The sequence below is a fragment of the Nocardia vulneris genome, from assembly GCF_001613425.1.
In the GTDB taxonomy this organism is placed as follows: Bacteria; Actinomycetota; Actinomycetes; order Mycobacteriales; family Mycobacteriaceae; genus Nocardia; species Nocardia vulneris.
The window spans coordinates 319630-335454 of the sequence record NZ_BDCI01000017.1 but is presented as its reverse complement, the minus strand read 5'-3'; the positions used below and the strand labels follow the sequence as shown (position 1 = coordinate 335454).

Below are 15825 nucleotides of genomic sequence, written 5' to 3'. Positions count from 1 at the left end.
GCGCACAGGAATCGGGGACGGATGGTGGATTCGGTAGCCGGGGCGACGCTCGCCGATCTGGCGCAGCGCCACCTTGCCGGGCGCTCCGATCGTCGAATCCGGACCGACAGCGTCTGGTGCCATCTGAGCCCGGTAAATTACCACCCGCCCCGGCAGGGGTGGAAGCTGCATATTTCGGCCACGGTCGGTTCGGCCGCCACCGTACTCGACCGCACGCTCGACATTGTGCTGCGCACCGAATGTTCGGGTAAATTCGCCGCCTCGCTAGAGCAGGTGCGCCGATTGAATTCGGCCGACTATCCGCGCGGTGGCGCAGGCAAATTCATCACCGTCTATCCCCGCGACGACGCACAGCTCCGCGTCCTGGCTGCGCTGCTGCACGAAGCCACCGCCGGGCTCGCCGGTCCGGCGATTCTGTCGGACCGGCCCTATGCGGCAGGCAGTCTGGTGCATTACCGCTACGGGGAGTTCCTCGGCGAGGACGTCATCGGCGGTGCCGGCGACTACCTGCCGGTGCTGACCGCGCCGGACGGCAGCAAGGTCGAGGACCGGCGCGACGCGTGGTTCGCGCCGCCGGCATGGGCGGACGATCCCTTCGGCCGGCCCCGCGCGACGGGCAACGCGACGGGCGGTGTGCTGCTGGCGAATCGGTTCGAGGTGCGCCGGGCGATCGTGCACGCCAACAAGGGCGGCGTCTTCGAGGCCACCGATCGGCTCACCGGCGCGGAGGTGGTAGTCAAACAGGCGCGGGCCGGCGTCGGCGACGGTCCGCACGGCTGGAACGTGCAGGACGCGCTGCGCAACGAAGCCGAGATGCTGGAGTTGCTGAGTCCGCTGGCACCGCGCCGACTCGCCCTCTTCGAGCAGCAGCACGACCTTTTCCTGGTGCAGGAGATGATCGCGGGCACCACCTTTTTCGAGTGGCGCAGCCGCAGGCACGGTGCACCGGACTGGCGCTCGACGGCGCTGCGGCTCACCGAGTTGCTGGCCGCGGTACACGCCCGCGGTGTCGTCCTGCAGGACTTCTCGGCCTCGAATGTGATGGTGCGCCCGGACGATTCGCTGGTGCTGGTGGACCTGGAGTTCGCGAGCCGGTCCGGCGCGACCCGGATGACCGGCTGGACCCCGGATTACGCGGCACCGGAGCAGATCGCGGGTGCCGCGGCCGATTTCGCGGCGGATCGTCATGCGCTGGGCGCACTGCTGTTCCTGCTGTGCCTGGGCGCCGAGCCGAAATTCGCGCCCGACGATCCGCCGGCCAGGAGCAAAGCCGCACGCATCGCGCGATTACTGGCGCTGGCCGCCGAGACCGACCGCGAGATCGCCACGGCGCGTCCGCTGTTGCTCGGCCTGCTCGCGGACGACCCGGCCGAGCGCTGGCCGCTCGACCGCGTCCGCGACTTTCTCACCTGCGACCGACAAGACCCGCCGCGACCCCGGCCCCGGACGACCGATATCGATCGGTTGCTGGACGACGGCGTCGACTATCTCCTGGACACGATGACGCCCGCGGGGGACCGGCTGTGGCCGGTCAGCAACGGCGGCAAACGCAGTGATCCGTGCAACGTCTACCACGGGGCGGCCGGTGTCCTCGCCACCTTGACCCGCGTCGCCGAGATCCGCGGCGACGCGCGAGTGCTCGCGGCGTTGCCGATCGCCGCCGACTGGATCGCCGACCGGACGACCGCACGAAACCCGGTGCCCGGACTGTATATCGGCCGCTCCGGTACCGCGGTCGCGCTGTGCGCGGCAGGCCGGATCCTGGATTCCGAACGTCTGGTCCGCGCAGGTACGCAGCTGTTCGACGAGGTTCCGCGCGACTGGCCGAACAACGATGTCACCCACGGTCTCGCCGGTGCCGGAGGCGCGGCGCTGTTGCTCTGGTCGGCAACCGGCCGGGCCGAATTCCGCGACCGCGCAGCCGAGTACGCGGCAGTGCTCACCGAACGCGCCGAGCGCCGCGACGGTGTGCTGGTCTGGCCGGTGCCCCGCGACTACGACTCCCGCTACGCGGGCTCCGTCGACTACGGATTCGCGCACGGCACCGCGGGAATCGGCGCGTTCCTCCTTGCCGCGGGCAGTCGGCTGGACGAGCCGCGGTGGCTGGAGCTCGCCGCCGAAGCGGCCGAAAGTCTGTGTGGCGCAGTCGTGCACACGGATACGGGCGCGCTGTGGCCGATCGGGCCGCGGGATCCGACGCGCCTGCTCGATCATTGGTGCAGTGGATCGGCGGGCATCGGCACGTTCCTGCTGCAGTACTGGCGGGCGAGCGGCGACCGGCAGGCACTGTCCTGGGCCGAGCGCGCCGCCGACGCGGTGTGGGCGCGCCGCTGGCGGGCCGGGCCCACGCTGTGCCACGGTCTCGCGGGCAGCGGTGAATTGCTGCTCGATCTGTTCGCGGCGACCGGTGACGAGCGCGCGCGAGTGCGGGCCGAGGGGGTCGCCGCCGCGCTCGCGGTGCGGGCCGGAAGGCATCGGGGACAGCTGCTGGCCGCGGACGAGACGGGGAGCGCCTACGGTGCCGACTACGCCGTCGGCGTGGCAGGCTGGGTCGATTTCCTGCTGCGGCTAAAGCACGGCAACCCGCGGGCGTGGCTGGTCGGACCGCGCTGACCACACCGGGCATCGCCGAGTACTTCGCGTGGCGAAACGAAATGCGGAACAATCGCTGTGCACAGCGAAGGGTTCGCCATGAACGTAGCCGATTCTGATCGACCCGAGACGCCCGGCCGACGCCTGGATCGGCGCCGCGTACTCGGCATGATGGCCGCCGCGCCCGTTGCGGTGCCGTTGCTCCGCGCGGCCGCGGCGCGGGCGGCGCCCCGGTCGCGGCCGAACATCCTCGTGCTCATGACCGATCAGGAGCGAGCGGAGGTGGTACTGCCGCCGGGGTTCGAGCTGCCGACGCGGGCTCGGCTGGCGGCGAACGGCGTGCGCTTCGCCATGCATCACACACCCACCGCGCCTTGCTCGCCCGCGCGGTCGACCCTCTTCACCGGACTGCACGCCCCGGTGAGCGGCATGCTCGACAACGTGCAGGGCAACGATCTGATGGGGACGGTGCTGGGCGCGATCCAGACCTGGAGTCCCGACCTCGACACCGCCGTCCCGACCCTCGGCACCGTGTTGCGGGCTTCCGGTTACCACACCACCTACATCGGCAAATGGCATCTGTCCGACTCGGTGGCCGCCGATCCGATGGCGCTGTCGGGGTACGGGTTCGACGAGGCCTACGACATCCTGGCCGCGGGTGGCCCGAACGAGGGCACCCAGCAGGACCCGGGCGTGGTCGGCCGCGCCGTCGACTGGCTGCAACGCCACGGCGGCGATCCCGAACCGTGGTTGTGTGTGGTGAGCATGGTGAATCCGCACGACATGATGTTCTGCCCGCGCCTCTACCGGTTCGAGGACGTGCCGGAGTACGGCGCCGACGTGCCGCCGAATTTCGAATCCGATCTGACCACCAAGCCGCGGGTGCAGAGCCGGTGGCGCACCATCAACGGCATCGTCGGCGGGCCGATGCCGACCGAACTCGATTCGCCGGATGCTCGTCGGCAGTGGCAGCGCTGGGGCAACTGGTATCTCGAATTGCTGCGCCGCACCGACGAATTGAGCGGTCTGGTGCTGGCCGCCCTCGAGCGCAGCGGAGCCGCGGACAACACCGTGGTGGTGCAGGTCGCCGATCACGGCGAACTCGGTGGCGCCCACGGCCTGCGGCAGAAGGGGGCGATGATCTACCGGGAGAACAACCGGGTACCGCTGGTCATCGCCGATCCCCGGGCGCCCGCCGGGCACGGCAGAACCGCGAATGCGCTGACCTCTCATATCGATCTGGTGCCGACGCTGGCGGCGCTGGCCGGGATCGACGGTGCCGCAGCGAGTTCGGGGCCGGGCCGGAATCTGGTTCCGGTGCTCGCCGATCCGGCGCGCACGGTCCGGGACGCGATCCTGCTCACCTCGGATGCGAAATCCAGTGGGGGACAGCTGCCGGGCAGCCGGTACTGTCTGCGCGGCGCGATCACCGCCCGCTACAGCTTCGGCCGATACTCCACTCCGGAGCAGCTCGACGGGCCGCGCGACGGGTTCGAATACGAACTCTACGATCGCCAGGTCGACCCGCTGGAGCTGCACAATCTCGCGCACGGTGGCGGCGCGGCCGGACTGGTCGAGGACCTCAACGATCTGGTCGATTCGCTGCTCGCCCGGGAACTGCGCCGACCCGACATCGAAACCCGTTGAGCCGCAGCGATCTCGGACCGTCAGGTCGCTGAGGTGCGCAGCGCGCGGCGGGCGGCGATGGAGCCGAACGTTTCCCGGTCGGCGAGAAATCCGTCGAGGGCGAAGGTGGCGGCACCGAGACTGGCCGGATTGTGCGGCAGCGCCGAGAGTTGCAGTGTCACCGCGTCGAACGGGTCGGTCATCGCGTGATGGGCGGCCACCCGCCGGGTCACCTCGAGCAGCGGCGGGCCGAGATGATCGGCGATCAGATCGCCGAAGACCATGGTGCGCGGATTGAACAGGTTGACCAGATTGGCCACGGCGACACCGAGATAGTGGCCGGTCCGGTCGATCACCGCCAGGGCGACCGGGTCCTCGCGGCCGGCCGCCGCGGCGATCGCCGCGATGGTGGCGGCATCGTCGGGCGCGAGCATCGGGCTGGCCGGGTCGAGTTCGCGCAGGGTGCGCACGATCCCGGGCGCGCCGACGTAGGCCTCCACGCAACCTTTTCGCCCGCAACGGCATTCGCGCCCGTCGAGCACGAGATTGGTGTGGCCCCACTCGCCCGCGCTGTTGCTGACACCGCGATAGAGCATCCCGTCGACCACCACGCCGATGCCGACACCCGCGCGCAGCGTCACCACGATCAGATCGTCCACATCGCGGCCCGCGCCGAACCAGAGATGCGCCGCGGTACTGGCTTTGAGCGGATTGTCGAGATAGAGCGGATGCGGGAGCTGATCGTCGAGCAGCTCCTTGAGCGGCACATCGTGCCAGTGCCAGTACGGCGAGAAGACCGAGATCCCGCCCTCGGGCTCGACCAGGCCCGGCACGCTCAAGCCGGCGCCGAGCACCTTGTCGGCGTCGCCGGCGGTGAGTTCGCGGATGCCGCGAATGATGAGCGCGGCGACATCGTGCGGTTCGGTGGCGGCCGGGTCGACGGGGATCTCCACCGCGCGCAACGCTGTCATAGCCAGGTCGAAAAGGTCGAAGTGGATGGCTGTTTCGGCGATGTCGACGCCGACCAGCAGGCCGCGGTCGGGATTGATCGCAAGCCGGGCCCGGGGCCTGCCGATACCCGGCGCGTCGTGACCGAGCTCCACGAGCACGCCGACGTCGAGCAGTTCGGCGATCATATTGCCGACCGTGGCGAACGAGAGCCCGGTCGCGCGGGCGATGTCCTGCCTGCTGATATGGCCGTCGGCGGCGTACACCGCCTGTAGTACGCCGAACCTGTTGCGGCGCCGGATGTCGCGCGCGGTCAGCTGGTACACGGTCGGGTCTCCTCCTGCGCTGGTGGCGTCAACATACCGAACTACTTCGACCAACAGTATTTACAACAGTTAGTGGAAGTCTTACTGTAACCCGCATCACTATGCGACGCGAGTATGCGTCAGATCACTAGGAGTGCCCATGTCCTGGACCCATCGACGACGTTGGACCAGTGCCGTGCTGTGCGGAATCTCGCTCGCCCTGGCTGCTACCGCCTGTTCGTCGGGCAAGGAAAGTGCGTCGCCCGCCGCGGGGCCGCAGCAGCAAACGGGCGCGATCAGCCTGGTCTACGCCCAGAAGCAGGGCGATCAGGAGTACTTCATCGGCGAGGCCGAGGGTGCCAAGGCCAAGGCGAAGGAACTCGGCATCGATCTCAAGGTGGTCAACCTGGGCAACGACGCGAACAAGGCGGTCACCGAGGTCAACAACGCGATCAACCAGAAGGCCAGTGGCGTGATCGTGGTGGTCCCCGACCCGTCGGTCGGCCCGCAGGTCGCCCAGCTGACCAAGACCGGCGGCGTCGCGCTGCTGACCTCCGACGACCAGGTCTGCACGACCGGGCCCGATCCGTCGAAATGCGCCAAGGACCAGCTGGTACCCCGGGTCGGCTTCAGTGGGGCGCAGATGGGCACCGAGGTCGGCCGCCGGGCGGGGCAGGACTTCAAGAAGGCGGGCTGGAAGCCGGAGGAGACCGCGATCGTCGAGGCCTGGAAGCAGGACGTGACCGTGTGCACTGACCGGGTCGAGGCGAACAAGAAGGCGTTCCGCGAGGCTGCGGGCGTGGACGTCCGAGTGATCGAGGTCGGCACCGACAACACCCCGTCGGACGCGCAGAACAAGATCTCCGCGACCGTCGCGGGCAACCGGTCGGTCAAGAACTGGATCGTCATGGGCTGCAACGACGAGAACGTCAGCGGCGGCGTCGCCGCCATCCAGAACGCCGGATACGCCGCGGACAACGTGCTCGGCGTCGGGCTCGGTGCCTACCTGGCCTGCAAGGAGTGGCGCGGCGGCAAGCCGACCGGTTTCAAGGCGGCCCTGTTCATCAACGGTAAGGACGTCGGCGCGCTGGCGGTGCAGACCATGCACGACTACCTGAAGAACGGCAAGGCCATGCCCGCCGAGGCCTTCGCCCCGACCACCATGGTCGACGCGAGCAACTGGCAGCAGGCGGGCGTCACATGCAGCTGAGCGGCCTGCGCGCCACCGGCCTCAGCAAGAGCTTCGCCGGGGTGCCCGCCCTGCGCGAGGTGAGCCTGGACTTCCCGGCCGGCGCGGTGACCGCGCTGATGGGGGAGAACGGTGCGGGTAAATCGACCCTGATCCGGATTCTCGGTGGCGATCACCGCCCGGACAGCGGCCGGCTCGAACTCGACGGCGTGCTGCTCGATCAGGCCACCCCGGCCGCCGCACGGGCGGCCGGGATCCGGGTGATCGGCCAGGAACCTGAGATCGTGCCGCATGTCTCGGTCGCCGAGAACGTCTACCTCGGCGCGCTGCCGCGCCGGGCGGGCCGGCTGCTCGACCGGGCGGCCCTGCACGAGCGGATGCGCACCGATCTGGCCAGGCTGGGCTTCGACCGGGATCTGGATCCGAGCACGGTGGGCTCGAAACTGACTGCGGCACAGCGGCAATTGGTCGAGATCATGCGCGCGCTGACCACCGATGCCAAGGTGATCGCTTTCGACGAGCCGACCTCCTCGCTGTCGGATCACGAGACCGAGTCACTGTTCGCGCTGATCGGGCGGCTGCGCGAGCGCGGGCTCGCGGTGATCTACGTGTCCCATCGGATGCGGGAGATCTTCCGCCTCGCCGACCGGGTCGCGGTGCTGCGCGACGGTGCGCTGGTCGGGGTGCGCGCGACCGCGGAGACCACCGATCAGGAGATCGTCCGCATGATGGTCGGCCGGGATCTGTCCACGCTGTTCGCGCGCGGTCCGGCCACGCCCGGCCGGGTCGTGCTCGACGTGGACGCGGTCACCACCGACGACGTGTCCGACGTGAGCCTGCAGGTGCGGGCCGGGGAAGTGGTGGCGCTGGCCGGGTTGGTCGGCGCGGGCCGCTCCGAGCTGGCCGGTGCGCTGGCCGGGGATCTGCCGATCCGCTCCGGCACGGTGCGGATCGACGGCAAGCCGGTGCGGTTGCGCCAGCCGCGCGACGCGGTGCGGGCCGGGGTCGGCTACGCACCGGAGGAGCGCAAGGCACAGGCGCTGCTGCTGCATCGCGGTGTGCGCGACAACATTTCGCTCGCGATGCTGGATCGGTTGCGGCGGCTGCGGTTCGTCAAGGCGGGGGCGGAGCGCCGGCTCGCGCAGCAATACGTGGCATCGTTGCGGGTGCGCACGCCCTCGATCGAGCAGGAGGTGCGCAAACTCTCGGGCGGCAACCAGCAGAAGGTGGTGCTGGCCCGGTGGCTCGCGCGTAAACCCAAGGTGCTGATCCTGGACGAGCCGACCCGTGGCGTCGATGTCGGCGCCAAGGCCGAGATCTACCGCATCATCGAGGAATTGGCCGAGGCGGGCGTCGCCGTGCTGGTGATCTCCTCGGAACTACCCGAAGTGCTCGGCCTCGCCGACCGGATCGTCGTCATGCAGCAGGGGCGCGTCACCGGCGAACTGGACCGCGGCGCGGCCAGTGAAGAGGCGGTGCTGGCGCTGGCCATGGCCGCGGACCTGACATCTCTAGGAAACCAATGACGGAGCAACAACTCACAGCGGTGCCGGTGGCACCGGCCAATGCCCAAGTGCCCGAGCGTAATCGCTATGTCGCCGCGTTCACACCGCGGCGCATTCTGCACGCGATCGGTCCGGGAAACCTCAGCCTGATCGGCGCGCTCGTGGTCATCGTCGCGATCTTCGGCTCACTCAACGACGGCTACCTCGATCCGGCAAACCTCGCCGGAATCGGTGACGCGGTAACGGTTTTCGGCCTGCTCGCGGTGGTGCAGACGGTGGTGATCATCTGCGGCGCCCTGGACATCTCGGTGGGCTCGCAGGCCGGGGTCGCCTCGGTGCTCAGCGCGATGGCGTTCACCGCGACCTCGGGCAACGCCTTCCTCGGCATCCTGGCCGCGATCGGCATCGGGCTGGTGCTCGGGCTGGTGAACGGATTGATCATCGTGTACGGCCGGGTGAATCCGGTGATCGCGACCCTGGCCACCTTGGCCGCGTACAAGGGTCTGGCCCAATTGATCTCGGGCGGCAAGGCGCAGGGCTTCGTGCTCGACAACGACGTCTTCATCTTCCTGGCCCGCGGCAAGATCATCGGATTACCGGTGCCGGTGATCATCCTCGCGATCGTCGCGGTGGCGGTGCACGTGCTGCTGAAGTACACCGATATCGGCCGCAACATCTACGCGATCGGCGGCAACGACACCGCCGCAAGGCTTTCCGGCATCAATATCAACAAGTACCTGATCGCGGTATTCGTGCTGGCCGGGGTGGTGGCCGCGATCGCGGGCATCATCCTGACCGCGCGCACTGGATCGGGGCAGCCGGTCTCGGGCAGCGAAGGGCTCGAGCTCAAGGCGATCACCGCGGCGGCGCTGGGCGGCTGCGCTCTCAAGGGCGGCAAGGGCACGGTCGGCGGCACGCTGCTCGCCGTCGTCCTGCTCGGCGCGCTGGACAACGGCCTGAACGTGGTGGGCGTCAACACTTTCTGGCAGAACGTCGCGCAGGGTTCGCTGCTCGTCGCCGCCGTGGTGATCCAGCAGCGGCGCAGCGGTGAGCGCGCCGTCGGATTGCCGACCTGACGCCCGTCACCGAGTCGACCTCTCAGGAGTGGATCATGATCAATTTGCGCGCGCAACCGTGCACCCCGGCGGCTGGACACCTGTGCGAAAGTCCGGTGTGGGACAGCCGGACTCAGGAATTGCTCTGGGTGGACATCCGGGGCGGGCACATCCATCGCGCGACCCTCGACCGGGCGACGCTCGATCTCACGCACCGGTCGACCGTGAGTTTGGCGCCGCCGGTGAGCGCGGTGGTGCCGTGCCTGTCCGGTGCACTGCTCGCGACCGCGAAGGACACCATCTACCGGATCGACCACGGCGAGGTCAGCCGGGTCGCGGGAATTCCGTTGCCGGACGACGGGAACCGGCGGCGGTTCAACGACGCGAAGGTGGATCCGCGCGGGCGGTTGCTCGCGGGCACGATGTCGGAGGACGGTATCGCGCGCAGCGCCGCGCTGTACCGGCTCGATCCCGACGGTGCGATGAGCATCCTGCGCGAGGGCGTCACGATCTCCAACGGCCTCGGCTGGAGTCCCGACGGTGCGACCTTCTACTACGCCGACAGCCCCACCCAGCGGGTCGATGCCTTCGACTACGACCTGGACACCGGAACCTTCACCGGCAGAAGGACCTTCGCCCGATTCGCGGACGGCGACCCGGACGGGCTGACCGTCGATGCCGCGGGCTGGGTCTGGGTAGCGGTCTGGGGTGCGGGACAGGTTCGTGCCTTCGATCCGGACGGCGAGCCGCGCGCGGTCGTCGACGTCGGCCCCTCGCAGGTCTCCAGCTGTGTTTTCGCCGGTCCCGATCTGGACGTGCTGGTGATCACCACCGCCGCGGAGGGGCCCGCGGTGCTCGAGCCCGACTCCGGGCGGCTGTTCGCCTGCGTGCCGGGCGCGGTCGGTCTGCCCGGCGTCCGGTACGCCGACACCGCACTGGTGCGTAATCATGGCTGAGGATCCCCTGGAGTTGGCAACGCCGGTCATCGCGATCCTGCGCGCACCCACGGCGCAGCGGTTCGCCGAGGTCACCGCCGTGCTGCACGAATCAGGCATCACCGCAGTGGAATTCACGCTCACCAGCGCCGGGGCCCTGGACGCGATCCGTGCGTGCGCGGGCTTCGCGTACCGCATCGGCGCGGGTACGGTACGCACCGCCGCGGACGCGGCCCGGGCGGTCGAGGCCGGCGCCGCGTACCTGATCACCCCGATCGTGAGCGAGGAGGTGATCGCGGCGGGACTCGACCTGGGCGTCCCGGTGATCTCGGGTGCGTTCACCCCCACCGAGATCCAGCGCGCGTGGACCGCGGGCAGCACCATGGTCAAGCTCTTTCCGGCCTCGTCGGGCGGGCCCGAATACCTCCGGGCGGTCCGGGCGCCGCTGCCGGAGATTCCGTTGGTCCCCACCGGGGGCGTGGGACTCGACGAGGCGCAGGCATATCTGGATGCCGGGGCCACGGCGCTGGGCATCGGCTCACCGCTGATCGGCGACGCCTGCGCCGGTGGCGATCTGGACGCACTGCGGGAACGCGTGTCCGTACTGCGCGCGGGGTTGTCGTGATGTGCGCGGCAGTTCGGGAGCGGAATGTCATGAGGGGCACTCTGGTAACTCTCGGCGAGGCGGTGGGGGTGGTGGCCGCGGTCGAGCCGGGGCCGCTCGCACCCGGTGCGGCGCTGCGGATGGACTTCGCGGGCGCGGAGGCGACCGTCGCGATCGGGGTGAGCAGGCTTGGGCACCACAGTGTTTGGGTGGGCAGCGTCGGCGACGACGCCGTGGGCACGATGGTGCTGGACCGATTGCGGGCCGAACGCGTCGACGTCTCCCGCTGCCGGATCGACCCGGAGCTGCCGAGCGGTCTGATGGTGCGGGAACGCCGCACCGCCGACCACATCCGGGCCACCTACTATCGGCGCGGATTGGCTGGGTCGAAACTGTCGGTCGCACAGGTGGACACCGAACAGATCGCCGCCGCGGGCGTCCTGCATCTGACCGGGATAACCCCGGCGCTGAGCGCGAGTGCGCGCGACGCGGTGCATGCCGCGCTGGACGCGGCCGTCGAAGCGGGCGTGCCGGTTTCGCTCGACATCAACTATCGCAGTGCGCTGTGGTCCAGGGCGGATGCCGCCGCGGAACTGGCAAAGCTGGTGTCGCACTGCGACATCGTCTTCGCCGGCCTCGACGAGGCCGCGCTGCTGGTGCCTACCGCGAGCGCGTCGGCGATGGCCGAATCGCTTGCCGCGCTGGGCCCCTCGCAGGTCGTACTCAAACTCGGCGGCGACGGCGCGCTGGCGCTGCACCGCGGCCGGGTGATCCGGCAGCAGGCGATTCCGGTGACCATGGTCGATCCGGTGGGCGCGGGCGACGCATTCGTGGCCGGCTACCTCGCGGGCGTGCTGGACGGCACGTCGGTGCGGCACAGCCTGCGACTGGCCGCCACCTGCGGCGCGTTCGCGGTGTCCGTGCCCGGCGACTGGGCGGGCCTGCCGTCGCGCCGGGAATTGGACCTGCTGAGCGGCACCGACATTCAACGATGAAAGGAAGGCCTGTGAGTCGTCTGGCAGAACGCGTCGCGGTGGTCACCGGGGGCGCCTCGGGGATCGGTGCCGCCACCGCCTCGCGGTTGGCCGCCGAGGGCGCCGCCGTGGTGATCGCGGACATCGCCGAACCGGCGGGCGAGGAGGTGGCCGCGAAGATCCGGGCCGCGGGTCAGCGCGCCGAATTCGTCTGGTGCGACGTGTCGCAGGAGCAATCGTGGGTGTGGTTGCGCAATCGGGTCAACGAGGTGTTCGGGCCGCTGGATGTGCTGTGCAGCAATGCATCCCGGCAGGCCACCATCCCCGCCGACGAACTGTCCCGGCGGCAGTGGGACGACGGGCTCGCGATCAATCTGACGCCGCTGTTCCTCGGCGTGCACACCTTCATCGACGATCTGCGTGCGCGGGCCGGGAACGTGGTCGCGATCTCCAGTGTGCACGCGCAATTCGGGTTGCCCGGCTACCCGGTCTATGCCGCGGCGAAAGGCGGCCTGACCGCGTTGGTCCGGCAGCTCGCCGTCGAATACGGCGGTGCGCGAGTGCGTTTCAACGCGATCCTGCCGGGGCCGGTCCTCACCCCGGTGTGGGACGACGTGGACGAGGAAGGCCGCAGGCTGTCCGCCCGCGCCACCGTCCTGGATCGGCTCGGTGCGCCCGAAGAGGTCGCCGCCGCGGTGGCCTTCCTCGCCTCCGACGACGCCTCCTTCATCACCGGCGCGAACCTGGTGGTCGACGGCGGCTGGAGCGTACGAAAGGAATCCCGGTGAAGATCACCGCATTGACCACATATCTGGTCGCACCGCGCTGGTGTTTCCTGCGCATCGATACCGACGAGGGCATCACCGGGTGGGGTGAGCCGGTGATCGAGGGGCGGGCGCACACCGTCGCCGCCGCGGTCGGCGAACTCGCCGACTATCTCGTCGGCAAGGATCCGATGGCGATCGAAGCGCACTGGCAGGTGCTCACCAAGGGCGGCTTCTATCGGGGCGGTCCGATCCTGTCGAGTGCGGTCGCCGGTATCGATCAGGCCCTGTGGGACATCACGGGCAAGGCACTCGGCGTGCCGGTGTGGCAGCTGCTCGGCGGGGCGGTGCGCGATCGGATCCGGGTGTACAGCTGGATCGGCGGCGACCGGCCCGACGACGTCGCGGCGGCCGCGGTCGAACGAAAAGAGCAGGGCTTCACCGCGATCAAGATGAACGGCTCGGCCGAACTCGACGCGATCGACACCCCGCGCGCCACCACCGCCATCGTCGACCGGGTGGCCGCGGTGCGCGCGGCCACCGGCGACGAGTTCGATATCGCGGTGGACTTCCACGGCCGTTTGTCGGTCGCGATGGCGCGACGGGTGCTGCCGCTGCTGGAGCCGTATCTCCCGTTCTTCGTGGAAGAGCCGCTGGTGCCGGAGGTCAGCGAGCGGATCGGCGAGGTCACCGCCGCGACGAGCATTCCCATCGCCACCGGCGAACGGTTGTTCTCCCGCTGGGATTTCCGGACCGTGCTCGATCAGGGCGTCGCCGTGGTGCAACCCGATCTCTCGCACGCGGGCGGTATCTCCGAGGTCCGCCGCATCGCCGCGCTGGCCGAGAGCCGCGACGTGGCCCTGGCTCCGCATTGCCCGCTCGGTCCGATCGCCTTGGCCGCCAGTCTGCAGGTCGGCTTCGCTACGCCCAACCTGCTCATCCAGGAGCAGAGCCTCGGCATCCACTACAACGAGGGTTCGGACCTGCTGGACTACTTGGTCGATCCCGCGGTGTTCGCCTACCGCGACGGGTACGTCGACCTGCTGCGGGCACCGGGCCTCGGCATCCAGGTCGACGAGACCGCCGTGGCCCGCGCCGCGGAACTGGGTCATCGCTGGCGCAACCCGATCTGGCACCGCAAGGACGGGTCGTTCGCCGAATGGTGAGGTCGGTGACCGGCTAGCCGCGGCGGCCCGCGGCCCGCCGCTCGGGCATGTCGAGGCGATATTGCCGGCGCTCGGCTATAGGCTCCGCTCGGGTGGTGCGGCATGTCCGCGCAATCTGCCAGCAACGGACTGCCGACCGGGACCGACTCGCAGGAGGCCGCGCGTGACTTTCGGGGCATGCTTACAGCTTGGGCGCCGCGCACGCAGGATGTGCCTGCTCGGGGTGGGCGTGGCACTGGCCGTGGTGGCCGTCGCGCCACCGGTCGCAGTGGGTCAACCAGCGCCTGCACCGCCGGTCCCGGCCGAGGCTCCTTCGGCGCCCGCGGCCGGGGACATGAGCTTGCCGCTGTCCGATCTCGGCATGGGCACCGCCCTGACCTTCCCCGGGCAGCAGTTCGAGCGCAGCATCGCCCTGCCGCTGCTGCCCGGTATGGCACCCACCGCGTTGACAGGCACGATCCAGCTACCGCCGCATGTGGCGCGCGGCACGCTCGAGGTGCACTCCGGTACGCGCCTGCTCGACCGGGTGGAGGTGCCGCAGGACCCGCGGGCCCCGGTTCGGCTCTCGCTGGCGGGGGCCGAACCGGAGAACAACGCGATCTCGGTGACGCTCACCTCGTCGCTGGTCTCGGAACCGGGCACCTGCGTGACGGATTGGCTCGGACGTCCGATGACGCTCTCGGACGCGGCGGTCGGATACTTCGGCGCGGAGGCGCAACCGGCGACCGTCGCCGAATTCCTGCCGCCGGTCCTGCGGCAGTTGACGGTGTACGTCCCGGCCACGCCGTCGGAGACGGAAAGCGCCGCGGTGCTCACGTTGACGACCGCGCTGATCGCGCGCTACCACGGGCAACCGCTGACGGTGGACGTGCGACCGGTGCAGGCCGGCGCGGCGGTTCCCGATCACGCACCGGGGTTGCTGGAGCGGCAGATCGAGATCGCGGAGTCGCCCGAGGCGGGGCTGCGGGTGACCGCGGGCGCCCAGCCGGTCCTGCGGATCACCGGGAACGGGTCCGCCCTCGATGACCAAATCCGTTTGCTCACCAGTGCTTTGACGAAGATCGCGATCACCTCGGGCGCGACCGCCGTCGCCCTGCCGCAGGCGCCGCAGCTCGCGCCGGACTCCACGACGCTGCTCGCGCTCGGCGAGACTCAGCTCAGTGCGACCGCGATCGGCGCGGTGAGCGTGGATATCGGCATCGACCAGACCCGCCTCGGTCGCGCGTCCCGCGACATCCGAATTCGCCTGCTGGGCAACTACACTCCGCTGCCCAGCACGCTGAGCGGCAATATCACCGTGACAGCGGGCAGCAGGTATATCGACAGCTGGCCGGTGGACGCGAGCGGGCGCATCGAACGCTGGATCGATCTTCCCGACGAGGTGCTCGGCCGCTACACGACGCTGACCGTCACCTTCCATCAGACCGGGCTCACGCACGGCTGTGGTCTCGAACAACCGGTCACGCTGACGATCGATCCCGACAGCGAGGTCACCAGCGCCGCGGCCGCGCCGCCGGTACCCGGGGGCTTCGGCGCGCTGCCCCAGGCGCTGCTGCCCGGCTTCCAAGTCGGTTTGCGCACACCGGGATTCACCGACACCCTGCGCGCGGTCAAGATCCTCACCGGATTGCAGCGGCTGACCGCGGTGCCGCTGCGGCCCGAACTGGTCGGCTTCGACGCCGCCGCACGCGGCAAACAGCCCGCCGTGCTGATCACGGCCACCGGCGATCTGCCCGACTCGATCCGGCTGCCGCTCAGCCAGGACGACGACACGCTGACCGTGACCGACGACAGCACCCGGGCCGCCGTGCGGATCGATCCGACGGTTCCGTTCGGGTCGCTGCAGACGACCTGGTCCGGCGGGCGCACGGTGGTGGTCGCCACCTCGACCGAGGCGCCGGAGCACCTCGACCGGGCCCTGGATTGGCTGAACGCGGATTCGCGCCGCTGGTACCGGCTTTCGGGGTCGGTGCTGTTCCAGACGGGCGACCGGGAACCGGAGTTCTTCGACCCCGCGGCGGTAGCACCGGCCGCGACCGGCGCGGCGATCTCGAGCGATTCCGTCGCCCGGATGCTGGCGATCGCCGCGGGCGTGCTGCTGGCCGTCGGCGTACTCGTCGCGGCGGTGGTGCTGCTGATGCTGCGTCGCCGCAGGCGCTGAG

General features: G+C 69.9%; 12 protein-coding genes. 11 read left to right on the top strand and 1 reads right to left on the bottom strand.

The window, feature by feature from the left end:
- Window positions 1-21 precede the first annotated feature (21 nt).
- Complete coding sequence (lanL, locus tag NVU01S_RS19255; RefSeq protein WP_052280339.1) at window positions 22-2613, top strand: class IV lanthionine synthetase LanL; 2592 nt, start codon at window positions 22-24, stop codon at window positions 2611-2613.
- 78 nt (window positions 2614-2691) lie between these two features.
- Complete coding sequence (locus tag NVU01S_RS19250; RefSeq protein WP_156161478.1) at window positions 2692-4239, top strand: sulfatase family protein; 1548 nt, start codon at window positions 2692-2694, stop codon at window positions 4237-4239.
- Window positions 4240-4259: 20 nt separating this feature from the next.
- Here the strand turns inward: NVU01S_RS19250 and NVU01S_RS19245 are convergent, their stop codons facing one another.
- Entirely contained in the window at window positions 4260-5492 is a 1233-nt protein-coding gene (locus tag NVU01S_RS19245) for an ROK family transcriptional regulator (protein WP_043666616.1), read from the bottom strand.
- A 139-nt stretch (window positions 5493-5631) separates the two neighbouring features.
- Between NVU01S_RS19245 and NVU01S_RS19240 the strand changes: the two genes are divergently transcribed.
- The 9 genes from NVU01S_RS19240 to NVU01S_RS19200 all read left to right on the top strand — a co-directional run bounded on the left by NVU01S_RS19240 (window position 5632) and on the right by NVU01S_RS19200 (window position 15824).
- Window positions 5632-6681 (top strand): substrate-binding domain-containing protein, encoded by a 1050-nt coding sequence (locus NVU01S_RS19240; RefSeq protein WP_052280338.1) that lies wholly within the window; start codon window positions 5632-5634, stop codon window positions 6679-6681.
- The gene (locus tag NVU01S_RS19235; RefSeq protein ID WP_043666615.1) at window positions 6672-8186 is read left to right on the top strand and encodes a sugar ABC transporter ATP-binding protein; all 1515 of its coding nucleotides are present in this window, start codon (window positions 6672-6674) and stop codon (window positions 8184-8186) included. The genes NVU01S_RS19240 and NVU01S_RS19235 overlap by 10 nt, the downstream gene beginning before the upstream one ends.
- A complete protein-coding gene (locus NVU01S_RS19230; RefSeq protein ID WP_156161477.1) occupies window positions 8183-9241 on the top strand; it encodes an ABC transporter permease in 1059 nt (352 codons plus the stop codon). The genes NVU01S_RS19235 and NVU01S_RS19230 overlap by 4 nt, the downstream gene beginning before the upstream one ends.
- Before the next feature lie 35 nt (window positions 9242-9276).
- Complete coding sequence (locus NVU01S_RS19225) at window positions 9277-10176, top strand: SMP-30/gluconolactonase/LRE family protein (RefSeq protein ID WP_043666612.1); 900 nt, start codon at window positions 9277-9279, stop codon at window positions 10174-10176.
- Window positions 10169-10780: a bifunctional 4-hydroxy-2-oxoglutarate aldolase/2-dehydro-3-deoxy-phosphogluconate aldolase gene (locus tag NVU01S_RS19220; RefSeq protein ID WP_052280337.1), complete on the top strand. Its 612-nt coding sequence runs from the start codon at window positions 10169-10171 to the stop codon at window positions 10778-10780. The genes NVU01S_RS19225 and NVU01S_RS19220 overlap by 8 nt, the downstream gene beginning before the upstream one ends.
- A 29-nt stretch (window positions 10781-10809) precedes the next feature.
- Entirely contained in the window at window positions 10810-11754 is a 945-nt protein-coding gene (locus NVU01S_RS19215) for a sugar kinase (protein ID WP_043666608.1), read from the top strand.
- Window positions 11755-11765: 11 nt separating this feature from the next.
- Window positions 11766-12521, top strand: a complete 756-nt coding sequence (locus tag NVU01S_RS19210) for an SDR family NAD(P)-dependent oxidoreductase (RefSeq protein ID WP_175068903.1) — start codon at window positions 11766-11768, stop codon at window positions 12519-12521.
- Complete coding sequence (gene dgoD / locus NVU01S_RS19205; protein WP_043666604.1) at window positions 12518-13663, top strand: galactonate dehydratase; 1146 nt, start codon at window positions 12518-12520, stop codon at window positions 13661-13663. The genes NVU01S_RS19210 and dgoD overlap by 4 nt, the downstream gene beginning before the upstream one ends.
- 334 nt (window positions 13664-13997) lie before the next feature.
- Window positions 13998-15824, top strand: a complete 1827-nt coding sequence (locus NVU01S_RS19200; protein WP_082859548.1) for an amino acid adenylation domain-containing protein — start codon at window positions 13998-14000, stop codon at window positions 15822-15824.
- Window position 15825 lies beyond the last annotated feature (1 nt).

What these genes read in the sequence shown, in the direction of transcription:
- NVU01S_RS19250 (WP_156161478.1), top strand. Translation starts at nt 2,692, where the DNA reads ATGAACGTAGCCGATTCTGATCGACCCGAGACGCCCGGCCGACGCCTG.
- NVU01S_RS19225 (WP_043666612.1), top strand. Translation starts at nt 9,277, where the DNA reads ATGATCAATTTGCGCGCGCAACCGTGCACCCCGGCGGCTGGACACCTG.
- NVU01S_RS19220 (WP_052280337.1), top strand. Translation starts at nt 10,169, where the DNA reads ATGGCTGAGGATCCCCTGGAGTTGGCAACGCCGGTCATCGCGATCCTG.
- NVU01S_RS19235 (WP_043666615.1), top strand. Translation starts at nt 6,672, where the DNA reads ATGCAGCTGAGCGGCCTGCGCGCCACCGGCCTCAGCAAGAGCTTCGCC.
- NVU01S_RS19240 (WP_052280338.1), top strand. Translation starts at nt 5,632, where the DNA reads ATGTCCTGGACCCATCGACGACGTTGGACCAGTGCCGTGCTGTGCGGA.
- NVU01S_RS19230 (WP_156161477.1), top strand. Translation starts at nt 8,183, where the DNA reads ATGACGGAGCAACAACTCACAGCGGTGCCGGTGGCACCGGCCAATGCC.
- NVU01S_RS19215 (WP_043666608.1), top strand. Translation starts at nt 10,810, where the DNA reads ATGAGGGGCACTCTGGTAACTCTCGGCGAGGCGGTGGGGGTGGTGGCC.
- NVU01S_RS19200 (WP_082859548.1), top strand. Translation starts at nt 13,998, where the DNA reads ATGAGCTTGCCGCTGTCCGATCTCGGCATGGGCACCGCCCTGACCTTC.
- lanL (WP_052280339.1), top strand. Translation starts at nt 22, where the DNA reads ATGGTGGATTCGGTAGCCGGGGCGACGCTCGCCGATCTGGCGCAGCGC.